General features: G+C 63.2%; 21 protein-coding genes. 7 read left to right on the top strand and 14 right to left on the bottom strand.

What is annotated here, in order from left to right; genetic code table 11:
- Window positions 1–16: 16 nt before the first annotated feature.
- Window positions 17–1,600 carry a 6-hydroxynicotinate reductase gene (locus ACTJLB_RS17285; RefSeq protein ID WP_440783954.1) on the bottom strand — a complete coding sequence of 528 codons (1,584 nt, stop codon included), beginning with the start codon at window positions 1,598–1,600 and terminating at the stop codon, window positions 17–19.
- 392 nt (window positions 1,601–1,992) lie between these two features.
- On the opposite strand from ACTJLB_RS17285, the gene ACTJLB_RS17280 reads away from it, so the two are divergent.
- Window positions 1,993–2,742, top strand: coding sequence for a TetR family transcriptional regulator (locus tag ACTJLB_RS17280; protein WP_440783953.1), 750 nt, complete (start codon window positions 1,993–1,995; stop codon window positions 2,740–2,742).
- A gap of 59 nt (window positions 2,743–2,801) precedes the next feature.
- Here ACTJLB_RS17280 and pcaC read toward each other — a convergent pair whose 3' ends face one another.
- The 5 genes from pcaC to ACTJLB_RS17255 form a co-directional block, all read right to left on the bottom strand.
- Window positions 2,802–3,194, bottom strand: coding sequence for a 4-carboxymuconolactone decarboxylase (gene pcaC / locus ACTJLB_RS17275; protein WP_020066623.1), 393 nt, complete (start codon window positions 3,192–3,194; stop codon window positions 2,802–2,804).
- Entirely contained in the window at window positions 3,191–3,982 is a 792-nt protein-coding gene (pcaD, locus tag ACTJLB_RS17270; protein WP_020066624.1) for a 3-oxoadipate enol-lactonase, read from the bottom strand. The genes pcaC and pcaD overlap by 4 nt, the downstream gene beginning before the upstream one ends.
- Before the next feature lie 5 nt (window positions 3,983–3,987).
- Entirely contained in the window at window positions 3,988–5,367 is a 1,380-nt protein-coding gene (locus tag ACTJLB_RS17265) for a 3-carboxy-cis,cis-muconate cycloisomerase (protein ID WP_440783952.1), read from the bottom strand.
- Window positions 5,368–5,473: 106 nt separating this feature from the next.
- Entirely contained in the window at window positions 5,474–6,133 is a 660-nt protein-coding gene (locus ACTJLB_RS17260; RefSeq protein ID WP_020066626.1) for a 3-oxoacid CoA-transferase subunit B, read from the bottom strand.
- Between the two features lie 13 nt (window positions 6,134–6,146).
- On the bottom strand, window positions 6,147–6,854 hold the full coding sequence (locus ACTJLB_RS17255) for a 3-oxoacid CoA-transferase subunit A (protein WP_020066627.1): 708 nt from the start codon (window positions 6,852–6,854) through the stop codon (window positions 6,147–6,149).
- A 436-nt stretch (window positions 6,855–7,290) separates the two neighbouring features.
- Between ACTJLB_RS17255 and ACTJLB_RS17250 the strand changes: the two genes are divergently transcribed.
- Both ACTJLB_RS17250 and folE read left to right on the top strand, forming a co-directional pair.
- The gene (locus ACTJLB_RS17250; protein ID WP_440783951.1) at window positions 7,291–8,220 is read left to right on the top strand and encodes a LysR family transcriptional regulator; all 930 of its coding nucleotides are present in this window, start codon (window positions 7,291–7,293) and stop codon (window positions 8,218–8,220) included.
- 126 nt (window positions 8,221–8,346) lie between these two features.
- A complete protein-coding gene (gene folE / locus ACTJLB_RS17245) occupies window positions 8,347–8,985 on the top strand; it encodes a GTP cyclohydrolase I FolE (protein ID WP_020066629.1) in 639 nt (212 codons plus the stop codon).
- 39 nt (window positions 8,986–9,024) lie between these two features.
- On the opposite strand, the gene ACTJLB_RS17240 is transcribed toward folE, so the two are convergent.
- On the bottom strand, window positions 9,025–9,933 hold the full coding sequence (locus tag ACTJLB_RS17240) for a DMT family transporter (protein ID WP_131318306.1): 909 nt from the start codon (window positions 9,931–9,933) through the stop codon (window positions 9,025–9,027).
- 228 nt (window positions 9,934–10,161) lie between these two features.
- Between ACTJLB_RS17240 and ACTJLB_RS17235 the strand changes: the two genes are divergently transcribed.
- On the top strand, window positions 10,162–11,226 hold the full coding sequence (locus ACTJLB_RS17235; RefSeq protein ID WP_088174190.1) for a VTT domain-containing protein: 1,065 nt from the start codon (window positions 10,162–10,164) through the stop codon (window positions 11,224–11,226).
- Window positions 11,227–11,292: 66 nt separating this feature from the next.
- Here the strand turns inward: ACTJLB_RS17235 and ACTJLB_RS17230 are convergent, their stop codons facing one another.
- Both ACTJLB_RS17230 and ACTJLB_RS17225 read right to left on the bottom strand, forming a co-directional pair.
- The gene (locus ACTJLB_RS17230) at window positions 11,293–12,852 is read right to left on the bottom strand and encodes a diguanylate cyclase (RefSeq protein WP_440783950.1); all 1,560 of its coding nucleotides are present in this window, start codon (window positions 12,850–12,852) and stop codon (window positions 11,293–11,295) included.
- Between the two features lie 102 nt (window positions 12,853–12,954).
- Complete coding sequence (locus tag ACTJLB_RS17225) at window positions 12,955–13,836, bottom strand: CHAD domain-containing protein (RefSeq protein WP_131318308.1); 882 nt, start codon at window positions 13,834–13,836, stop codon at window positions 12,955–12,957.
- Between the two features lie 217 nt (window positions 13,837–14,053).
- Here ACTJLB_RS17225 and ACTJLB_RS17220 point away from each other — a divergent pair, with 217 nt between their 5' ends.
- Window positions 14,054–15,640 (top strand): inorganic phosphate transporter, encoded by a 1,587-nt coding sequence (locus tag ACTJLB_RS17220; RefSeq protein ID WP_087751038.1) that lies wholly within the window; start codon window positions 14,054–14,056, stop codon window positions 15,638–15,640.
- 118 nt (window positions 15,641–15,758) lie between these two features.
- Here ACTJLB_RS17220 and ppk2 read toward each other — a convergent pair whose 3' ends face one another.
- Complete coding sequence (ppk2, locus tag ACTJLB_RS17215; RefSeq protein ID WP_020066635.1) at window positions 15,759–16,685, bottom strand: polyphosphate kinase 2; 927 nt, start codon at window positions 16,683–16,685, stop codon at window positions 15,759–15,761.
- A 140-nt stretch (window positions 16,686–16,825) separates the two neighbouring features.
- On the bottom strand, window positions 16,826–17,251 hold the full coding sequence (locus ACTJLB_RS17210; RefSeq protein WP_440783949.1) for a VOC family protein: 426 nt from the start codon (window positions 17,249–17,251) through the stop codon (window positions 16,826–16,828).
- A gap of 212 nt (window positions 17,252–17,463) precedes the next feature.
- On the opposite strand from ACTJLB_RS17210, the gene ACTJLB_RS17205 reads away from it, so the two are divergent.
- Window positions 17,464–18,504 (top strand): S1C family serine protease, encoded by a 1,041-nt coding sequence (locus ACTJLB_RS17205; protein ID WP_392393914.1) that lies wholly within the window; start codon window positions 17,464–17,466, stop codon window positions 18,502–18,504.
- 99 nt (window positions 18,505–18,603) lie between these two features.
- On the opposite strand, the gene ggt is transcribed toward ACTJLB_RS17205, so the two are convergent.
- Together ggt and ACTJLB_RS17195 are read right to left on the bottom strand one after the other, a co-directional pair.
- Entirely contained in the window at window positions 18,604–20,337 is a 1,734-nt protein-coding gene (ggt, locus tag ACTJLB_RS17200; protein ID WP_020066638.1) for a gamma-glutamyltransferase, read from the bottom strand.
- A 145-nt stretch (window positions 20,338–20,482) separates the two neighbouring features.
- Entirely contained in the window at window positions 20,483–21,886 is a 1,404-nt protein-coding gene (locus ACTJLB_RS17195; protein ID WP_020066639.1) for an MFS transporter, read from the bottom strand.
- Between ACTJLB_RS17195 and ACTJLB_RS17190 the strand changes: the two genes are divergently transcribed.
- On the top strand, window positions 21,828–22,019 hold the full coding sequence (locus ACTJLB_RS17190; RefSeq protein ID WP_440784021.1) for a hypothetical protein: 192 nt from the start codon (window positions 21,828–21,830) through the stop codon (window positions 22,017–22,019). The two genes, ACTJLB_RS17195 and ACTJLB_RS17190, sit on opposite strands and share 59 nt — an antisense overlap.
- Before the next feature lie 22 nt (window positions 22,020–22,041).
- Here the strand turns inward: ACTJLB_RS17190 and ACTJLB_RS17185 are convergent, their stop codons facing one another.
- Entirely contained in the window at window positions 22,042–22,806 is a 765-nt protein-coding gene (locus tag ACTJLB_RS17185) for an NTP transferase domain-containing protein (RefSeq protein ID WP_020066640.1), read from the bottom strand.
- Between the last annotated feature and the right edge of the window lie 6 nt (window positions 22,807–22,812).

The following is a 22,812-nucleotide window of genomic DNA, read 5'->3' as shown; positions in this document are numbered from 1 at the left end:
TGTCGTGACAGTCCGGTTAGCCGAGCATTGGCGGCATGACGGGTGGCCACGGATTGTCCGGATTGGCGGCCACCATGCGGCGCGCAAGCGGCGCGCCTTCGGTATGCTCCGGACCGTTGATCAACACGTTTTCCAATGAACGCACTGCATCCAGATGGCCGCCGAGATCGCGATAGGCGTCGTACGTCATGGTGAATTCGATCGGCGCGACAATCGCGGGCGTCGGCACAGTACCGAACGACCGGTCAGGCATGCGCGATACGTCGACCATCACGGTAATGCCGCCGCCTGGCCACACATAAGCCGGCGCGCCGCCGCATGTCACGTTGACGAGCTTCTGCTTGATCGCCCGCGTGAGCAGCACCGGGTTCTCGGTCGCGCCCGCGCGCAGACTGCCGCCCGCGCCGCCGAGAAACAGCACCGTTGCAAGCGACGGCTCGCAGTTTTCGCCGATCCGCTCCACTGTTCTGCGCACCGCGTCGGGCATCTCGGCCACGCGCGGAATGAGATCCTGATCGAGCTCATACCACTGCGCGTGTTCGCCGGTGGTCGACACCATCAGCAGGCGCATGCCGGGTTTCGCAACTGCAGGATCGAAGCCTTCGATAATCGCAAGCGGGTCCTGAATGTCGGTGCCGCCCCAGCCAATGCCGGGATTCGCCACCTGAAAGTAGCGGCCGGGCGTCGACTTGCGCCCGCGAATCCGGATGCCGGAGCGCGTCATGCCGAGGCAGCGCCCCGCCTGATGTTCGGTCAGCACGCCGGTGATGTGATCGTCCACCACGACGACTTCGTCCGCGTGTCCGAACCATTGTTTAGCGAAGATGCCGATAGTCGCCGACCCGCAACCCACGCGCATGCGCCGCTCTTCGACACCGTCGACAACCGGCGCGGCACCGGCGCGAATCGCGAGGCTCGCGCCGCCGTCGATGCTCAACTCCACCTCCTGCTTGTTGCCTAGCGCGAGCATCATGTCGCAAGTCACGCGGCCTTCTTTCTTGCTGCCGCCGGTCAGATGATGCACGCCGCCGAGACTCAACATTTGCGAGCCGTATTCGGCCGTCGTCACATGCCCGACGATCTCACCCTGACAGCGCACGTTGGCCTGCTCCGGACCGAGAAAACGGTCAGTGTCGATTTTCACCTTGAAGCTGCAATAGCTGAAAATGCCTTCGGTAACGACCGTGATCATGTCGACGTCGTCGCGCTTCGAGGCAACGATGAAAGGCGCGGGTTTGTAGTCGGGGTAAGTGGACGATGCGCCGACACCGGTCACGAAAAGCGCCTGTTCGGCGGGGTCATTTCGAGCATCTGACGATGCACCGAATTCGACCGTGGAGTCCGCTTCGTTTGCGCGGGATAGAAACACCACCGGATCGACGCGAATCAGCCGTCCGCTTGCATTCGCATAGCGATCGCATGCGCCGGTACGGCCTTCCGATATCTGACACAGCACCGGACAGGCATTGCATTCGATCTTGTTCGACGCCATTCGCTCGCTGCGCGGCGCCGCCTTCTCGAGCACGGTGGGGCCGGGCGTCGAGGCGGTTTCGCCGTCGACGCGCTCCGCACCGAAATCGACCTTCGTATGTTCTGTCATGGTGGGGTTCCCATACGACGACATTACAATCGGTCCTGCCCGGCTGACGAATAGCCCTTGTTTCAAGGGACGTTTCGTGTGACTCGCGAATTTCATGTTGCGGTCACTTACCGTTCGTGTAGTATCCGCTACACCAAAGTTCTTGCAAATCTACTCGATCAAAATAGACTGCGCAATGTGTTTCCCGGGCGTATGCGGATGGTGCAACGCGGCATTTAAAGAGCGCGCGTTGGATCGATCTTCCAGTTTGCGCCGAAGCCGTCGTACTCGCAGCACTCGCACTATGCAAGGCCCGCTGTATGATGAGGACGCGTATCTGCCCTGGCGAACAGCAGACGCAAGGTCGCAAGGTGCAAACCGTTTAACGACGCCAAAAGAGATATTGGACCGCCATGAGTTCCACTGCCGCTCGCAAACCGGGAGCCACCGGCATTCGTGCGAAACAGGCGCAAGACACGCGCGCCAAGATACTGAAAGCGGCAATCAAGGTGTTCGCGAAGCAAGGCTATGCGAGCGGGCGCGTGGAAAGTATTTCGAAGGCTGCGCGCTCGCACGACCGAATGATCTACTACTACTTCGGCAGCAAGGAACAGTTGTTTATCGAAGTACTGGAAACGATCTACACGCAGTTCAACGAAGCGGAAAGCAAGCTCGATCTCGACCTGGACGATCCGGTGCACGGCCTCGAACAGATGGTCGAGTTCGTCTGGCAGTACTACCTCGACCACCCCGAGTTCGTTACGCTGCTGTCGAGCGAAAATCTGCATCAAGGCAAGCACGCCAAGAAGTCTTCGAAGCTGAAGGAGATCTCGGGCTATGCGATCTCCGTGGTGCAAAAGCTGTTGGATGCAGGCAAGGCACAGCGCGTTTTCCGCGCCGACGTAGAGGCGCGCGACGTGTATCTGCTGATCGCATCGCTCGGCTATTTCTATAACGCGAACCAGTACACGTTGGGCGCGTTTCTCGGCGAGTCGCTAATGGACAAGGCGGCGCTCGCGCATTGGCGCGAAGTTATCAAGGACACCGTATTGCGCGCTGTCCGGATCGACTCGGTAGGTCAGGCACGCCCGAATGCAGATGCCGGGATTGACGTCGATGCCAATGCACGTCGCGAAACCGAGCCCGCACGGCGCGCCATGTAAAAACGCGCGCCGTATCGGGCGCGCGTCTTATCGTTAAAGCATGACTGCAGCCAATCAACTCACTGCTTCGCCGCGGCGTCGTCCTCGCGGAACAGTTTGTCGGCGAGATGAAACGCGGAGTTGGCCGCCGGCACACCGCAATAAATGGCGGTTTGCAGCAACACCTCTTTGATCTGTTCACGCGTCACGCCGTTGTTTTTCGCCGCGCGCAAATGCAGCGCAAGTTCTTCGCTGCGATTCAACGCAACCATCATTGCAATGGTCAGCAGGCTGCGCGTGTGCCGCGGCAAGCCATCGCGCGTCCAGATTTCGCCCCACGCATAACGCGTAATGAAGTTCTGGAATTCTTCAGTCAACTCGGTGCGATTCGCGAGCGAGCGGTCCACGTGCGCATCGCCCAACACTGCACGGCGCACGCCCATTCCTGCTTCGTATCGGTCTTCGTCGTTCATTTCGGCTCCGTCAAAAAGTCGATGACTGTCTTCGTGAAAGCATCGGCCTTCTCGATGTTGGAAATATGCGACGCGTCCAACTCGACGTACCGCGCGCCTGGAATCGCCTGCGCGAGTTCGCGTCCTTGCGCAGGCGTCGCCGCGACGTCGTGCGTGCCGCTGATCACGAGCACCGGCAGCTTGATGCCGTGCGTTTCGGGCCGAAGATCGGTGGCGTCGATCGCATCGCAATTCGATGCATAACCTTCCTTGTCCGTGTGCACGAATACGTCGCGAATCATGGCGAGCACCACCGGCTCCCGCTCGATGTAATCGGCGGTGAACCAGCGCGGCAACACCGCGTCCGACAGCGCCAGCATGCCCTCCGTGCGCGCCCGCGCGGCGCGCGGCACCCACACTTCCGGCGAGCCGATTCGCGCCGCCGTATTGGCGAGCACGACGCGCTCAAAACGATTCGCATGACGAGCGGCCAGCGCGACGCCTGTCAGCCCGCCCATCGACACGCCGCAAAAATTCGCGCGCGCGATCTTCAGCGTGTCCATCAGGCCCAGTACGTCGCCACTCAGTTGTTCGATCGTGTACGGACCTTTCGGCGCTTCGGAATGGCCGTGGCCGCGCGTGTCGTAGCGCAACACGCGGAAGTGCTTCGACAGCGCCGCGACTTGCGGCGTCCACATGGACAGGTCGCTGCCGAGCGAATTCGACAGCACGATCCACGGTGCATTGCCGTGACGGTCGCCGTCGATCCGATAGTGAAGCTCCGTGCCGTTGACTGCGGCGTAAGGCATGCCGGTTACTCCTTCGAAGGGGCGCGCTCTGAACGCGCGGTATGAAGCGCCAGCGCGGCGTCCACATATGCGTGCGCCTGGCCGACGTATTGAGCGGGGTCGAGCAGTTGTTTCAGGCGCTCGACCGAAAGATGCTGGGTCACGGCCGCGTCTGCGGACAGCACATCGAAAAGCGTCTGGCCGTCGCGAATCGCGGCTTTCGACGCGCGCTCCACGAGATGATGCGCGTCCATCCGGCCGATGCTGTCGCCGAGCGCGAGCATGACCGCTTCGCCGAGAATCAGCCCGCGCGTGACGTCGAGATTCGCGGCCAGGCGCGGCACGTTCACGTTGAGTCCGGCCGCGATCAGTTCGATGTTGGCGAGCGCGCCGCCAGCAAGCCGTGCAAGATCGGGCAGCGCGTCCCATTCGGCCTGCCAGCCGCCGAGCGCGCGCTCGTGTTCCTGCACCATGCCCGCGAATACCGTGGCGACGAGTCCGGGCGCACGCGTGGCCGCCGTGAGAACCGCTGCGCAGCCAACCGGATTGCGCTTGTGCGGCATCGTCGACGATCCGCCTTTGCCCGAAGCGGCAGGCTCGGCGAGTTCGTCGATCTCGGTTTGCATTTGCAGCGAGACGTCGCGCGCAATCTTTCCGAGCGTGCCGATCAACATGCCGAAGAACGATGCGCTCTCCGCAATCCGGTCGCGCTGCGTATGCCACGGCAATGTGGGCACCGTGAGGCCGAGTTCTTGCGCGAGCGCTTGCGTGACTTGCGGCGCAGCATCGCGAAGACTCGCCAGCGTGCCGGCCGCGCCACCGAATTGCAGCACGAGCGCGCGCGCACGCAGGGCATCGAGCCGCTCGCGGTGACGCAACAACGCATCGAGCCATTGCGCGAATTTCAGGCCGAGCGTGATCGGCAACGCCTGCTGCAACCATGTGCGGCCGATCATCGGCGTCGCGCGATGGGTGGCCGCAAGCTTTGCGATTGCGTCGCAAGTGGCTTGCAAGCCGCTGTCTAGCAGGTTGAAGGTATCGCGTAGTTGCAGCACCGTTGCGGTGTCGATGATGTCCTGGCTCGTCGCACCCCAATGCACGTATTTCGACGCTTCGGCGTCAGCCGCTTTCACGCGTGCGGTGAGTTGCTTGACGAGAGGAATCGCGAGGTTGCCGCCGAGCGCCGCGTCGCGCGCTAGCGCGTCCGCGTCGAGTTGATCGGCGTGGCAGGCTGCTTCGATTGCCTGGACCGCCGTTTCAGGAATCACATGGTGCGCTGCCGAAGCCCGCGCAAGCGCCGCTTCTACGTCGAGCATGCGTTGCAGCGTGGCACGCGGCGACCAGATGTCGTTCATCGGCTGCGTGCCGCAAAGAAGGCCGGTGAGGCGACCGCTGGAGTCGAGCATGATGACGTGGATGGCCGGATGATTTTATTGAATGTAGCATTGCTCGGCGAAACGCGGGGCGCACGGCAGCATGCGTGCCGCCGCGCGCCCCCACGCCACGCCACGCTTACGCGGCGCGCGCGTCCTGCGTACCGTCGATCAGCGGCACACCCGTGAGTTTGAGCAGCGCGTCGAAGTCGATATCCGAGAAAATCTCGCGTACCACGAGGCCCTGGTCGGTGACGTCAATCATGGCCAGGTCCGTGTAAATGCGATCGACGCAACCGACGCCCGTCACCGGGTACGTACATTCAGCGGCGATCTTGCTTTCGCCCTGCTTGGTCAGGTGCTCCATCATCACGTAGACCTGTTTCGCGCCGATGGCGAGATCCATCGCGCCGCCGACAGCAGGAATCGCGTCCGGTGCGCCCGTGTGCCAGTTCGCGAGGTCGCCCTTCGCCGACACCTGGAACGCGCCGAGCACGCAGAAGTCGAGGTGGCCGCCGCGCATCATCGCAAACGAATCGGCGTGGTGGAAAAACGCGCCGCCCGTCAGCAGCGTGACATGCTGCTTGCCGGCGTTGATCAGTTCGTCGTCTTCCTCGCCCTTCGCGGGTGCGGGGCCCATGCCGAGCAGGCCGTTTTCGCTGTGCAGGAAGATTTCCTTGTCGGCTGCGAGGTGGTTCGCCACCAGCGTCGGCACACCGATACCGAGGTTCACATACGCGCCTTCCGGAATATCCAGTGCAACGCGCTTGGCCATTTCATCGCGGGTCAGTTTCTTCATGTCGGTCTCCGGTTCAGGCGGCAGCGTCGCGGGGATTGGGCAGCGGAGCATGTGCCGCTTGCGGCACTTCGATCACGCGTTGTACGAAAATGCCCGGCGTCACGATGTTTTCCGGATCGAGCGCGCCGAGCGGCACGACTTCCGACACCTGCACGATCGCGGTTTTCGCCGCACTTGCCATGATCGGCCCGAAGTTGCGAGCCGTCTTACGATAAACGAGGTTGCCCCAGCGGTCGCCCTTATACGCCTTGATAAGCGCAAAATCCGCATGCAGCGGCGACTCGAGCACATAGTGCCTGCCGTCGATCAGACGCGTTTCCTTGCCTTCAGCGAGCTTCGTGCCGTAGCCGGTCGGCGTGAAAAATCCGCCGATGCCCGCGCCCGCCGCGCGGATGCGCTCGGCCAGATTGCCCTGCGGCACGAGTTCGAGTTCGATTTCGCCGGCGCGATAAAGCGCGTCGAACACATACGAATCCGTCTGGCGCGGAAATGAGCAGATGATTTTGCGGACACGCTTCGCCTTGAGCAGCGCTGCAAGGCCAATGTCGCCGTTACCCGCGTTGTTGTTGACGATGGTGAGTTCGCGCGCGCCTTGCTCGATCAGCGCGTCGATCAGCTCCGACGGCATGCCGGCCGTGCCGAAGCCGCCGATCATGACAGTCGCGCCGTCGTGGACGTCGGCGACCGCCGACTGAAGTGACTCGAAAATCTTGTTGATCATGTCGAATTTCCTTGTGAGGCGCTACGCACGCCGGGCATCGCCGTGACGGCAGCCTACGCGGGCGGTCTCCAGACAGATGCGGGCCGTGCAAACCTTGGGGCTGCTTTCGCCCGTTCTCCGCCGCCTGGTTCCATTGAGTCCGCGCGGCGATTCTGTGTGCGACAAATCATCTGCCAGCTCGCTCGGTTTGTTCGCACAGTGAACAGTGATTCGTTTAGCGAACGATTCGGCGATTATGGTTGCGCTTTAACTGCATTGTCAAGGCACGGACTTTCCCTTAATCATAGGTTGCCGACGTCCGGGGTGCGCGCCTGTATGCCTCGCTCGCACTCTTCCTGCTCGGCGAGCAAAGAAAATCCCACTATCCCGCATGCCAATTATTCGGCTACCCTTTATCCATATATCGAATAGCACCTACGGCCGCTGGCCGAAAAGCATGTCGGACACCAACCTCGATCTGAATCTGATTCCCTACCTCGTCGCAATGGAGGACACCCGCAACGTCAGCCGCGCGGCCGAGCAACTCGGTGTAAGCCAGCCGCGCGTGAGCACGGCACTCGGGAGGCTGCGCGAGTATTTCGACGACCCTCTGTTCGTGCGCACATCCAAAGGTATGGAGCCCACGCCCCGCGCGCTCGCCATTCTCCCGGCCGCGCGCGACGCGCTTCTGCGGATCGAGAAAGGCATGCTCGACGCGCAGGAGTTCGACCCGGACACGAGCACGCATACGTTCTCGATCGCGCTTTCCGACGTCGGTGAGATCGTCTTTTTGCCACGGCTTTTGCACCTCTTCGCCGAGCGCGCGCCGCATGCGAACCTGCGTTCCGTATCGCTGTCGCCGGCGCACGTCGAACGCGGGCTCGAATCGGGCGACGTCGATCTGGCGGTCGGCTACTTCCCGGACCTGTCGGGTAATAACTTTTTCCAGCAGCGGCTCTTCACGCACCGCTTCATTTGCCTGATGCGCGCCGGTCATCCGCTTTCAAAGGCGCCGCTCACGCTCGCGCAATTCGTCGCGTCGGGGCACGCGGTGGTGCGCGCCGAAGGACGCAGCCAGGAAGTCCTCGAACAATATCTGGTGAAAAAGCGCATCAAGCGACGGGCGGTGCTGGAGACGCCCCACTTCATGAGCCTGCCGTTCATCCTCGCGCGCACGGATCTGATCGCGACCGTGCCGCATGCGATCGGCTTCGCCTATGTGTCGGAACATGCGTCGATCACGCTCGTCGAGCCGCCTCTGCCGCTGCCGCGTTTCGATTTGCGGCAGCACTGGCATCGCAAGTTTCATAACGATCCGCGCGGAAGCTGGCTGCGCGGCGTGGTCGCGCAGCTCTTCAACGACGCAATGGACGAGTGGCCGAAATGAAACCGTCAGCCCCGCGACGTCGGAAGGGGCATCGGCACGATCCGGCCTAAAACATGGAACAATGACCCCACTCATGAACCCGCGCGCTCCATCCTGGCCCGACGCGCGATCCCGGAGGAGCGACGGATGACCAGCAGCAAGACAGAACAAACCACACCGGCGGCCACGAACGGCCGTCCGAGCCGTGAAGAAGCAGAAGCAGCCGTGCGCGTGCTGCTGCGTTGGGCCGGCGACGATCCGCAGCGCGAGGGCCTGCTCGACACACCGGCGCGCGTGGTGCGCTCATACGAAGAGTTCTATGCGGGCTATCAGGTCGATCCGCGCGAAATCCTCGCTCGCACGTTTTCCGAGGTGGACGGCTACGACGAGATGATCGTGCTGAAGGACATCCGCTTCGAAAGCTATTGCGAACATCACATGGTGCCGATCATCGGCCGCGCGCATGTCGCGTATCTGCCGCAGCACCGCGTCGTCGGCATCTCAAAGCTCGCTCGTCTCGTCGACGCATTCGCGAAGCGCCTGCAGATCCAGGAAAAGATGACCGTGCAGATCGCCGATACGTTGAACGACGTACTGCAACCGGCGGGCGTGGGCGTCATTCTCGAAGCCGCGCATCAGTGCATGTCGACGCGCGGCGTGCACAAAGCCGGCGTGACAATGGTCACGTCGCGCATGCTCGGCACGTTCCGCACGGACCCGTCCACGCGCCGCGAGTTCCTGGCGATCGTCGGCAATCCCGGCGCCGTCGCGGTGCCCAACACGTAAGAACACGTTTCCAGCCGAACGCGCGGCACCACACGTGGCTCACGCCGCCTTGCGCGTGCTGCGCGGTTGCCCGAATGTCGCGAGCATCACGGCGCCGAGCACACAGGCAACGCCTGCGAGTTGCGCCGCGCTAACCGGCTCGTGCAATAGCAGCGCGGCCAACGCCAATGCACTGACCGGCACGAGCGCGGTCGTCAAGCCGGCCTCCGCGCCGCTCACGCGCGCGGCGCCTTCATACCAGAGAACGAAGCCGGCCACGGTCGGCACGAGCGCGTAATACAGCACGCCGCTCAGAGCGCCGGCGTCGAGCGGCAAGCTCCAGGGTCTTTCAAAGTACGCGGGCACGATCGATACCGCGAAGCCGATGCCGCACATCAACGCCGACAACGGCAGCGGCGCAACCGGCGTGCGCAGCTTGCGATTGAGCAGAATGAAGAGCGCCTCGCAGACAATCGCCGCGAACACCAGCGCGTTGCCCACGATAGAAGAACCGCCCGGATGGGACGCAACGCTTTCGCCGGGATGCACGGTGCAAGCAAGCACGCCCGCAGTGGCAAGACAGACCGCACCGAGCAGCGAAGGCGACGGCCGCTCGCCCAGCGCCAGCATCGCGACTATCGCCGACACCGCGGGCAACGTGCCCGCGATCACGCCCGCATCGCCGGCGGAGGCAAGTTTCATCCCGCTGATGAGCAACACCGTATAGCCGACGCTGCCCGCCGCGGCCTGCGCGACCACGAGCGCGGCGTCGCGCCGGTCGAGGCGCGGCCAGCGCACGCCGCGCCAGCGCATGATCAGCACAAACAACGGGAACGCGATCGCGAAGCGCAGCGCGGTCGCGCTGAACGGCGGCAATCCCGCCGCGATCGACTTGCTCACCACCACGGTGCTGCCGACGCCGACCATCGCCAGCGCGCAGCACATATAACCGATGTACCGTGAGTTCATCCGGCATCTCCGAGGCAAAGGGACGAGCACGCAGCTTAGACATGCGTCGGCAGGCGGTCTTGAACGAAATTGCAGCGGGTCGCGCAGTGGCCCCGCGGGAAGTCGATCGAGTATCCTGATCGACGGGAGAAGCCACAGCGCGACGGGAACGGTCTTTGCATCGGCAGTCGAGCCAGGCAACAATAGGCGCGCTTTCAACTTCCCAACAAGAACCCAGGAGCCGCTCAATTGGTAGAGTTTCCGTCGTCGGCGGTATCCACTTGGGGCGGCGCGGTCGTCTTCGGCAACGTGCTGTTGACGCGACTCGGCGTGCCGATTCCCGCCGTCCCCGTGTTGCTGTTTGCCGGCTCCGCGATCGCGGCGGGCACGCTGTCGTTCTGGCCGGTGCTATGCGCCGCCGTGCTCGGCGCGTTGATCGGCGACGGCCTGTGGTTCACGGCCGGCCGCCTCTACGGCCGCAGGCTGATCGGCGTACTCGGTCAACTGCTGCCCGCTCTCGATGCCCGGGTCGAACAGGCGCGCTCGATGTTCGAGCGCTTCGGCGTGCCGCTGGTGTCCATCTCGAAGTTCGTCCCTGGCCTCGCACTGATTACGCCCCCGCTGATGGGCACCACGGCCGTCGATGCCCGCATCTACGCGATCTGGGACCTGACTGGCGCAATGGCGTGGGCCGCTTTCTGGCTGCTCGGCGGCGCGGCAGCGGAACGGCAACTGCACATGCTGTTCGAGTTCGTTAGAGCGCAAGGCGGCACCGTGATCGATTTGCTGCTGGGCGCCGCGTTGCTGTATCTCGCCTATCGCCTTTTTCTGCAGCGGCGGGCACGCCGGCAATCGGCGCTTGCCGATGGCGGCGCGCAACCGCAAGCGTCGAGCCGCGCGGCGGCCCGCAAGCCGACACCCAAGGTGCTCGACGCACGTCCGCCGGGCGCGGCGCCCGACGCAGCGTCGCCGATTCCGGGCGCGTTCGCACTCGACCCGCACTCGCCCGAACAGATCGACTTCGCGCTGCGCGCTTACGACATGGTGATTTACTGCGTGTGTCCGGACAGCGCGACGGCTGCCGAGATCAGTGTGCGGATGCGCAACTACGGCTATACGCGGATTCGTGCGCTTCGCGGAGGGCTGGATGCATGGCAGCGGCGCGGCTTCCCGGTGGGCCTGCTGCTGGCCGACGAGCAGGGCGCAAGCCGGCCAGCGCAGTCAGTTGGCGGATTGCGCGGCGGACTACATGGAGATGCACGAAACGCCGTGACCCTGCGCGGCTTCGCGCCGCGAAGCCGCGCAAGCGCATAAGTGCCGGCTGCGCCGTTCAGGTTAACCTCGCCTCTTGTGCATCAAGCTAGTCAATAGCAGCGCGTGCTAAGTCATCGAACGCATGGGCGACTGCGCGGCAGAGACGCGATTGCGGCCCGCCGCTTTTGCCACGTAAAGCTGCCGGTCGGCCGCGGCGAGCAGGTCGAATGCGTTCGCACCTTGCGCGGGCACGCAGGTCGCGCAACCGACGCTCACCGTGACCGCCACTGTGTCGTCGCCGCCTTGCAGAATGTCTTGTGCCTGCACTCTTCGGCGAATCTTTTCGGCGACCGTGAGTGCTCCGTCGGCCGATGTGTCCGGCAGTATCACGGCAAACTCCTCGCCGCCATAGCGCGCGACCACGTCGACTGAACGGCGCACCGCGGTCGATATGCATTCGGCCACCGCGCTCAGTGCCTCGTCGCCGCTTGCATGCCCGTGTGTGTCGTTGAAGTGCTTGAAATGATCGATGTCGATAAAGAGCGCCGACAGCGGCTGGCCCGTGCGCCGTGCGCGACGCCACTCTTCGTCGAGCCGGTTGTCGAGCACACGGCGGTTGCTAAGCCCGGTTAGCGGATCTGTAGCGGCGAGGCGCGTCAGCGCAGCCTGCGCGCGCAACTTGCCGCGCAGCGCAAACGCCAGCAGCCACGACACCGCCACGAAGACTGCGCCGAACGCGAGCGTCAATGCGCCGCTAATCGTCGCGCGACGACGCCACGGCGCCAGCACGTCGTCGACGGCGGGCGCAACAACCGCAATCAGCGAGGTGCCCGGCACGTGCGCGTAGGTGAACATGCGCTCGACACCGTCGACCGCGGACGGCGCAACATAGGAACCGGCGTTGTGCGCGGCCATGCGGACGAAGCTCGGAGACCTTGCAATGCTCGCGCCGATATCTTGCGGCGAGTACGGCTTGCGCGCGATGAGCGTGCCGTCGTCCATCGCGATGAATACCGAGCCCTGCTTGCCAATGTTGATTCGTTCGAGCAGGCGCTGGAAGTACTCGATGCGAATCGCAAGCAACGCCACGCCGGCAAAGTTGCCATTGGCGTCGTTGATCCGCCGTGTGAGCCCTATCGACAATTTGCCGTCGCGCAAGCGGGAGCGGAACGGATGCGACAGATAAAGACCCGCAGCCGCGTTGCGCCGATGGACCATGAAATAGTCGCGGTCAGTAAAGCGGGCATCCCGGTTGACGTCGCCGCTTTGCGAAGCGATCACCTCGCCCTGCAGGCCCAGGATATACGCGCCGCCGAGATACGCGGCCGTCGTAGCACGGTCGAACAGCACTGCTCGCTGCGCGTCGGGAGGCAACCCGGCGCCCAGGTGGCGCTGCGCGCCATCGGCCATCGCCTGCAACGAGAGGTTATAGATTTCGACGTTCCTCGCCAGATCGCTGGAAATGATCGACACAAGGTTCTGCGACGTTTCGCGCGCATGGTCGAGCGCGTCAGTGCGGCCGCTAAGGAGCGTCAGCAACGTGAGCGCCGCCATCGCCACCGCGACCAGCGTACCGGCCACACCCGCCAATACCGGACGATTGCCTACATAACGCGCGACGCTGCCTGCTCCATGCCGGAAGGTCCTGCGCCAGCGGCGCCCCTGCAAATGCGCTCGATTTGCCACCTGCGCGTTGCCTCCATTGCAGGCGGGCCGCATGAGCGTGCGGGCCGCCATTCGAAATTATGCGCGGGTGCATTGCCTGCCGCGTGTCAGGCCGCGTTCGCGCTATAGCTTGCGCAACAGTCCTGCCGCCGAACGCATGCGGCGTTTGCGCTCCTTGTGCAACCACTGCAGTACGGCGTCGGTGTCGCCCGATCCGGCAAACAAGGCCGCATTGTCGCGCAGCAACATTTCGCTCGCGACAATATCGTTTAGCGTTCCGAAACGTTTTTGCACCTGCTTGAGTCGCTTGAGCGTGCGCTTGTGGCTGCCGCTCAATACCGGCTGAAAAAATTCGAGCAGATAGCGAAGCTTCTTGCCGGCTTTCCTGACGTCGTGAAAAGCGGCGTAATTAGAAGGTTTCGCGCGGCGCGCGCGCCTCGCGCGCTTGAACAACGAACGCTCCGACGCTGCCACCCGTTTGCCCGCGAACTTGCTCAGCGGAACGCGTTCGTGCGTCGTGTTGATTTCCGTCGATGCACTCGTCAACGCCTCGCGCAGCAGATGCTTGACGTCCGCGTTCGACAGCGTTTCGCGGCTCGTCGCAAGCGCATCGCCGCGCGCCTGCTCCAGCTTCGGCGCGAGGCTGCGTGCACCGCTGTCTTCCTGGCCGAGCAGTTCGATCAGGATGTCCCAGTCGCGGGTTTTGCCGGCTGCAGTGGCCAGATACTTGTACAGCGCGCGCTGCCGCGTGTTTTCGCCCTTCTCGAGGAGCGGCGCGAAGGCCCACCACAACGACCGCAAGCGGCGGAGCGAAACCCTCAGCTTGTGCAGCGCTTCCGGCGATGGATCTTCACGTACTGCAGTCGCGAACGCTATCGCGTCGTTCACGAGCGGGGCCGCATACGACGCGAACGCCGCGTGCGCCGTGGGCTCTTGCACAACCGGATCGGCGACCGACGCGCCTTCGTCCGCCTTGCGGCTTTCCTTGCGACTGTCGCGCGTCATCGAATTTCCCCCGAAAGGTGTACCCCGCATCCTCAGCGAAGCAAAAACGATTCCTGTGCGCTATGCAGAGCTGGCTTCGGGCCGTGAGGCAAGGCGCCGCCCGCCAAATGTCGGTGGATGCCCGCTCATATGCATCCGCCGGTGCAGATGTCATCGTACAGACACATATGCCCCGCAGGATCGGCAACTCACCGACATTCCTCCAGGGGCACACCTCATGCCGGAACTTTCGTACCCGCAACCCAGCGCGGCCAGTGGCAAGGGGCGCAATCTCGGTCTCGTGATCTTCCTCGCCGTAATCGTAGCCGGCGTGGGCTATTGCGGTGTGCAACTCGCGGGCGATCTCCAACCCGTGCGAGAGGGTTCCATCCTGCCGTATCTGCTGCTCGGCGTGGCCCTGCTGATCGCACTTGGATTCGAATTCGTCAACGGCTTTCACGACACCGCGAACGCCGTGGCCACCGTTATCTACACGCATTCGCTTGCACCGAATCTCGCGGTCGTGTGGTCCGGCGCCTGGAATTTCCTGGGCGTGCTGACCTCGAGCGGCGCGGTCGCGTTCGGCATCCTGCAACTGCTGCCGGTCGAGCTGATCCTGCAAGTGGGCAGCAGCGCGGGCTTTGCGATGGTGTTCGCGCTGTTGATCGCGGCAATCATCTGGAATCTCGGGACCTGGTATTTCGGCTTGCCGTCGTCGAGTTCGCATACGCTGATCGGCTCGATCATAGGCGTCGGCCTGATGAATCAGTTGATGCACGGCGTGAACGGCACGAGTGGCGTGGACTGGACCCAGGCGCTTGGCGTGGGCAAGTCGTTGCTGTTCTCGCCGCTCATCGGTTTTCTCGCAGCCGGACTGCTGCTGATGATTCTCAAAGCAGTCGTGCGCATTCCCGCGCTGTATGCGGAACCGAAGGGCAAGGAGCCGCCGCCGTTCTGGATTCGCAGTCTACTGATCCTCACCTGCACCGGCGTTTCGTTTGCGCACGGTTCGAACGACGGCCAGAAAGGTATGGGCCTCATCATGCTGATCCTGATCGGCACGGTGCCGACGGCGTATGCGCTGAACAAGGCGGTGACGCCAGCTCAGACGCAGACGTTCGTCGCGGTCGCGGAGCAAACGTCGGGTGCGCTCGCGCGCTACACGAACGGTGCGCCGCCTTCCGCCAATCCGCGCGCCGATGTTGAAGCGTATGTGCGCACGCATCAACTGACGCCCGCGACGGTGCCCGCCTTGAAGCAACTCACGGATATCATCGCGCACCAGGTCGGCACATCCGGTTCGATGGCGGCTGTTCCGCAAGGCATCGTCGACAACGTGCGCAACAACATGTACGTGGCGTCGGAGGCGATTCGGCTGATGGACAAGGCGAAGCAACCCGCCTTTGCGCCGGAAGACGCCAAGGCGATCAACAACTTCAAGGGGCAAACCGATCACGCCACGAAGTTCATCCCGACGTGGGTGAAGGTCGCTGTGGCTATCGCGCTGGGCCTGGGCACGATGGTCGGCTGGAAGCGGATCGTGGTGACCGTCGGCGAAAAGATCGGCAAGCAACACCTGACGTATGGACAGGGCGCGTCGGCCGAACTCGTTGCGATGATGACAATCGGCGCGGCCGACATGTATGGCCTGCCCGTGTCCACGACTCACGTTCTGTCTTCGGGTGTGGCCGGCACGATGGCAGCCAACGGCTCGGGCTTGCAATGGGCGACCGTGCGCAGCCTCGTGCTCGCGTGGGTGCTGACGCTGCCCGCCTCTATCGCGCTCGCGGCCGGCTTGTACTGGGTTTTCCGCGCCGTGTTTTAAGCAGTCCGTTCGCGGTCGTTCATGCATCTGCATGCATGGACCGGCATAACGAAAAAGCGCGGCATATGCCGCGCTTTTTTCGTTTCTTCTACTTCAGATATCAGCCCGGTCGAACCGCTCAATACACCTCGGGCACGATCATCGAAGCCGGCACGGGCTGACGGCTGTACTCGTCGTGATAAACGCGCGCCGGCAATTCGACACGCGGATGCTCGATCTCGTGATACGGCACCTGGCTCAGCAGATGGTGAATGCAGTTCAGGCGCGCCCGCTTCTTGTCCACTGCCTGTACGACCCACCACGGCGCCTCGGGAATATGCGAGCGTTGCAGCATCACCTCTTTCGCGAGCGTATAAGCCTCCCAACGACGCCGGCTTTCCAGGTCCATTGGGCTGAGCTTCCACTGCTTCAGCGGATCGTGGATGCGGTTCTGGAAGCGGATTTCCTGCTCTTCGTCGGTGATCGAAAACCAGTATTTGACGATCTGCACGCCGCTGCGCACGAGCATCTTCTCGAACTCGGGCACCGAGCGAAAGAACTCTTCGTATTCTTCGTCGGTGCAAAAATTCATTACGCGCTCGACGCCAGCGCGGTTGTACCAGCTGCGATCGAACAGCACCATCTCGCCGCCGGCGGGCAACTGCGAGACGTAGCGCTGGAAATACCATTGCGTGCGCTCGCGGTTGTTCGGTGCGGGCAATGCCGCAACGCGGCATACGCGCGGATTGAGCCGCTGCGTGATGCGCTTGATCGCGCCACCCTTGCCCGCAGCATCGCGCCCTTCGAAAATCACCACGAGACGATGCCCCGTCTGCACGATCCAGTCCTGCAATTTGACGAGCTCGCCCTGCAAGCGGAACAGTTCGCGAAAATACATCTTGCGTGCTTCGCGGTGCTCAAGCGTGAAGCTCTCCGCACCGTCGAGGATGCGGTCGTCGACCTCCATCTCGAGTTCCTCGTCGTACGCGTCGATGAGGTCTTCCTCGAAACGGCGTTGCCGCTCCACGAGCAACTCAGCTTCAGGTCTCGGATCCTGCTCTTTCATTGCGGCTCTCCCTGGCGACGAAAATGATCAGGCGCGCGGCGGCAAAAGCGACGCCGGCGCGCCCGATTATCGGTGCGTCCGGTGTCAGCCGTGTTACCGCGGCCTGTTAATGATAGCGAGTTTCACGCCGACGCCGCCCGCTAGCGCAACGGTTTTGCGAAGCTGAGCTCGTGGCCGTCCGGATCGGAGATGTGAAAATAGCGCTCGCCCCACGGCGCATCGGAGGGCTCGAGCGAGGGCTTGAATCCGGCGGCCAGCGCCTTGCGATAGATCGCATCGACGTCCGACACATAGACGATCACGCGGCCCCACCAGCTGACCGGCGCACGCGAATCGGCGATCAGGTTCAGATACGTGCCGCCAAACGCGAACGACGTAAATTCGGCTTGCCCGCCGCCAAATTTGAGTGGGAAACCGAGGGCTTCGTAGAAGCGCACCGCTTCGCGCATGTCGCCGGTGGCGAGCGTGATAGCGCTGAGCGACTCAATTCGCGGTTTGACCTCGGAGGATGAAGCTGACGAAGCCGAAGCATCGGTCTCGCCGGATGGATGAGCGGGCAGGTTCATGACGGCGGTCTCCTTGGCGTGCGGTCGCGGACGGCTCGCGGTGGCATCACAGTGTCTCACACGCCGAAAGCTCGCTCGACGTCGGAGATGGCCGCCCACGCCAGATTCCGGTCGATCTCTGCCCAGGAGAGCCAGGCGGGCGCAGCCGGATTCGCACTTGAAAAGCTCAGCCGCGCCCCGCATCTGCAATTCCGTTTATCCGGAGCATCGCCATGGGAAGCCGTCCACGCTTCATCGATGACCTGTCGCGCGCCGCATCCGACGCCCCCGGGCCAAACCACCTCAATTCTCTATCCGACGACGCCCTGCTCGACGCCTATTCGCGCACCGTCATTGGCGCGCTGGAACGCGTGCAGCAGGCCGTCGCCTTCATTTCCGTCGAACGCCGGCTGGCGGGCACCGCCACGCGCGAACGCGGCGCGCGCGGCGGCACGGGCTCAGGCTTCATCTTCACGCCCGACGGCTACCTGCTGACCAATAGCCACGTCGTGCATGGCGCGACGCACATCCAGGTCACGCTCGCCGACGGCTCCAGGTTCGACGCCGATCTGGTCGGCGACGACCCCGGCAGCGATCTGGCCGTGCTGCGAATCGGCTCGCCCGAGCCGCTGCCGCATGTGGAACTCGGCGACTCGTCGAAGCTGCGCGTCGGGCAGATCGCCATTGCGGTCGGCAATCCGCTCGGCCTCGCGCAAACGGTGACAACGGGAGTCGTATCGGCACTCGGCCGCTCGCTGCGCTCCAATTCCGGCCGCATGATTTACGACGTGATCCAGACGGACGCCGCGCTCAATCCCGGCAATTCCGGTGGCCCGCTGATCAATTCGGCAGGCCAGGTGATCGGCGTGAACACCGCGATCATTCCCGGCGCGCAGGCCATCTGCTTCGCCACCGCGATCGACACGGCGAAGTGGGTCATCATGCAGATTTTCGCGCATGGCCGCGTGCGGCGAGCGTATATCGGCGTGGCGGGAACGACGACGCCGATATCGCGCCGCGTACAGCGCTACTTCGGTTTGAGCGCGCAAAGCGCCGTGCATGTGATGGAAATCGTCAAAGGCAGCCCTGCCGCGGCGGGCGGTCTGCGCACCGACGACACCATCGTCGCAATCGACTCGCTGCCGGTGCAGGACGTGGATGCGCTGCAACGCACACTCGACGCTTCGCGGATCGACAAGCCCGTCAACGTGACGGTGCTGCGGGGCGCGCAGCGGCTCGAACTGACGCTGACACCGGTGGAACAGGCAAGCTGATCGTGCGTAAAAAAACCTCGGGCTCTTTCGAGCGCGAGGTCTTGTGTTCGTGAACGGCGCATCGCGATCGACACGCCGTCCACACCATTCGAATAACGCTTACTGAATGATCCGCGTGACGCCACGGCCGCGAGGGTCGGCTGCGGGCTCCGGCGTGTCGTCATTGATCTTGATGGCCTGAATGTCACCGTTGAAGTTCTGGGCCTTCAGCGTATAGCCCTTTGCTTCGACCTGCTTGGCGAGTTCGCCGTCGATCGGCTGGTACGGCTCCCAGAAAATCGTATTCGGCGGCAACAACTGGTGATGGAAACGCATCGCGCCGACCGCTGCCGGCAACGGCATGTTGAAGTCGTAGATGTTGTTGATCACCTGGAAGATCGACGTGAAGATGCGCGAGCCGCCCGGCGTGCCGATTACGAGCGAGACTTTGCCGTCTTTCGTGAGAATCGTCGGGCTCATGGACGACAGCGGGCGCTTTTTAGGTTCGATCGAATTCGCGTCGCTGCCTACCACGCCGAACATGTTGGCCACGCCCGGCTTCGCGGAGAAGTCGTCCATCTCGTCGTTCAGCACGATGCCCGTGCGATCCGCGACCACGCCCGAACCGAAGTAACCGTTCACCGTGTAGGTGTTCGACACTGCGTTACCCCACTTGTCGACCACCGAGAAATGCGTGGTTTCCGCTTTCTCCGGCATCGACGTGCCGAGTCCGGGCTGCACGCTCTTGGTGTCGGACGGGGTTTCCGGGTTGACCTCAGAGGCGCGCTTCGCGAGGTACGCGTCGTCGGTCAATTGCGCAACGGGCACCTTGTAGAAGTCGGGGTCACCGAGATATTGCGCGCGGTCGGCGAACACGCGCTTTTCAATTTCCGCGATCAGATGGATGTATTGCGGCGAGTTGAGCGGGACGTCCTTGAAGTCGGCTTCGCGGTCGGCCTTCATCTTCAACAATTGCACGAGGCCGATGCCGCCCGAGCTGGGAGGCGGTGCGGTGTACACGCGGTAGCCTTTCCAGTCCGCCTGGATCGGCTGGCGCCACACGGCCTTGTACTGCTGCAGATCCGCCTTCGTAATGAGGCCGTGACCGCGCATGGATTCAGCGATCAGGTCGGCGGTTTTGCCCGAGTAGAAGTCTTTCGCGCCCTGGTCCGAAATGCGCTGCAGAACGGCGGCAAGATCGGGTTGCTTGAAGTTGACGCCTTGCTTCAGGTTGCCGAAGTAGGTGTCGAAGTTCGTCTTGCCGGCGAATTCTTTCGCTGCCGCGTCGCGACGCTCCTGCAGTTGCTCGCTGACCGTGAAGCCGTCGCGTGCATAGTGGATGGCCGGTGCGAGCACCTGTTTCCATTTCAGCTTGCCGAAGCGGCGCTGCGCCTGCCACATGCCGTCGACGGTACCGGGCACGCCCACGGCACGGTACCCGTACAGGCTCATGCCCTTGATGACCTCGCCCTTGTCGTCCAGATACATGTTCTTCGTCGCCGCGAGCGGCGCGCGCTCGCGATAGTCGAGGAAATACGGCTTACCGCCCACGTACAGCGTCATGAAACCGCCGCCGCCGATGTTGCCCGCTTCCGGATAAGTCACGGCAAGCGTGAAGGCGATGGCGACCGCAGCGTCGACGGCGTTGCCGCCTTCCTTGAAGATCTGTTCGGCGGCGTCGGCGCTGTACTCGTCGGCAACCGCGATTGCGGACGCGGTCAGTACAGCCGGCTGGGCTTTCGCGGGCGGCTTCGCGACTGCCGGCGTGGCCTCGAGAAATCCGACCGAAACAGACAGCAGTGCAGCCAGCGCAAATCCGCTAGCAGACGATTTGGCGTTGCGGAACAACTTCATTGATATCCCCCAAGACGACTGTTTCACCAGACGATAACTTCCGTTCCCTTGGGGCTTATAACATGTGAACAGGCTCTTTGCGAAGCAGCGGTAGCCCGTAGGGAGACTGATGCGGCACACAAAAACCGTAAGTCGCGTGTCTGCGTTATGCCGTGCCGCGGCGGCCACGGGCGATTTCGTCGCCGGCGTCGTGCGGCAAGCGTGCCGTGACCGGAATAGACAGAAATGAGAACAGGCCGACTACGACAAACGCCGGCCAGAAGTCCGAGAACACGATGCTCGAATGACCCTGCACGTTGTGCGAAATCTGCAGCACGATGCCTGCGATCGTCACGCCCAGCCCAAGTGAAAGCTGCTGGATCACGCTTGCGACGCTGGTCGCGCGGCCCACGTCGCGGCTCGGAATATCGGCGTAGGCCAACGTGTTCAACGACGTGAACTGCAGCGACGGAAAGAAGCCGCCGACCAGCACGACGCACCAGATCAACCAGTGCGGCGTGCCGGGAAAGAACAGTCCGTATATCGCGATGGCAATGCCCGCGCAGCCAGCGTTGACCATCAGCACGGTGCGAAAGCCGAAGCGTCCGAGTATGCGCGAGGTCGCCGCCTTCATGAAGATCGAGCCGAACGCGGACGCGCATGTGATCGAACCCGACAGAAACGGAGTCATGCCGAGGCCTTCCTGCAACGCGAGCGGCAACAGGAACGGCACGGCACCGAGACCGATGCGAAACAGCGACCCGCCCGCCACGCTTGCGTGAAAACTCGGAATACGCAAAAGGCGCAGATCGAGCACCGGCAACTCCACGCGATTCGCGTACAGCACGTAACCCACCAGCAACACGACACCCACAGCGCACATGCCGATCGATACGAGGTTCGGCACCAGTTCGCCGCCCACCAGCGAAAGCCCCAGCATGAACAGCGACGCGCCGCTCGCGGACAACAGGAAGCCGGTCCAGTCGAGCCGGCCTGGATGCGCTTCGCGCACGTTGGCGATGTGCTTGTTGGCAAGCCAGATGCCGAGCAGACCAATCGGAATATTGACGAAGAAGATCAGGCGCCAATGCAGATACGTGGTGATGAAGCCTCCGAGCGGCGGCCCGACCACAGGCCCGAGCAGCGCGGGCACCGTCAGATAATTGACCGCACGTATGAAGTCCGATTTCGGCACCGAACGGAAGATGATGATGCGCCCAACCGGCACCATCATCGCGCCGCCAATGCCTTGCACGAAGCGGGCGGCCACGAACATGCCGAGCGAGGTGGACGCCGCGCACATCAGCGAGCCTGCCATGAAGATGCCGATGGCCGTGCGAAACACGGTGCGCGAACCGAAGCGGTCCGCAACCCAGCCGCAGATCGGAATGAAGACGCCGAGGCCGATCACGTACGCGGTGACAGCCAGCTTGAGGGTGATGGGGTCCTGACCGAGATCGCGCGCCAGAACGGGCAGCGACGTCACGATGACCGTGCCGTCCACGTTTTCCATGAACATCGCACACGCGACGATCAGCGGAACAATGAAAGCGCCTAAAGCGAAAGGCATTGGCAGGGCGACGGTCGGCAAGGCCGTCGATATAAAGCGTCGATTATGGCATTGCAGCGGCAATGCAGGTTGCGATGCGCGCTGGTTAGTCCTTGAACGACAAAAAGCCGGCATTGAGCCGGCTTTTTGCTGAGTGTCTCGCGGTCAAGCGGATATCAACGCGACGCGCTGACGAGCGGCTGCAACTGCGGCAGGATCTCCGTGGTCGCACGGGCAACGTCGTTCGGGAAGTCGATTTCGATCCACGGCGCGCCGGTGACGTCGGCCGTGTCGAACACCTGGCTGCGCTCCAGCAGCAGGTCGCGCACAGCTTCTTCGTGCGGCAGATTCGCCCGGCCGCTGTCGATATAGCCCGCCACGATCTGCGCAAAGCGCTCGGCCGTTTCCTGACGGAAGCGGAAAAAGCCGACCGACTCGCCGATGGTGTCGTACTCCAGATTGACCGCCAGCTGCTTGCGCAACTCGACCGGCACGCCGTCTTTCAGGCACAGCTTCACGGGCTCGTCGCCGGCTTCGAAATCGCGGTCGATCAACAGACGGTTGACCGTCTCGCCTGCGACCAGCGCGCTCAGGATACGCTCGTCGTACAGCACGTCGGCGTCCATCAGCAGCACGTCGCCGCCGCGCGTCAGCGCCTCGGCCACCGTGTGCACCGTCAACACGCTGCCCAGGTCGTAACGCGTGTTCAGCACCGTTTCAACTTCGTGCGGCCAGTTGATGCGCGCCAGTTCCGCCTGCACCGACTCGGGCTGGAAACCGAGCGCCAGCACGACTTCTGTTACGCCGGCGGTTTCGAGCATCTGCAGATGCCGTTCGAGCAGGCTCATACCGTCGAACTGCAACAAGCACTTCGGGAACTGGGCTTCCGGCGGTTGCTGGAGACGCAGGCCGAGGCCCGCAGCGAGGATGATGGCACGCATGCGCGG

Origin of the sequence: Paraburkholderia sp. 22098 (assembly GCF_052045935.1) — a bacterium.
Lineage (GTDB): Bacteria > Pseudomonadota > Gammaproteobacteria > Burkholderiales > Burkholderiaceae > Paraburkholderia > Paraburkholderia caledonica.
The sequence above is the reverse complement of the archived record's forward strand: the minus strand, read 5'-3'. Positions and strand labels throughout refer to the sequence as shown.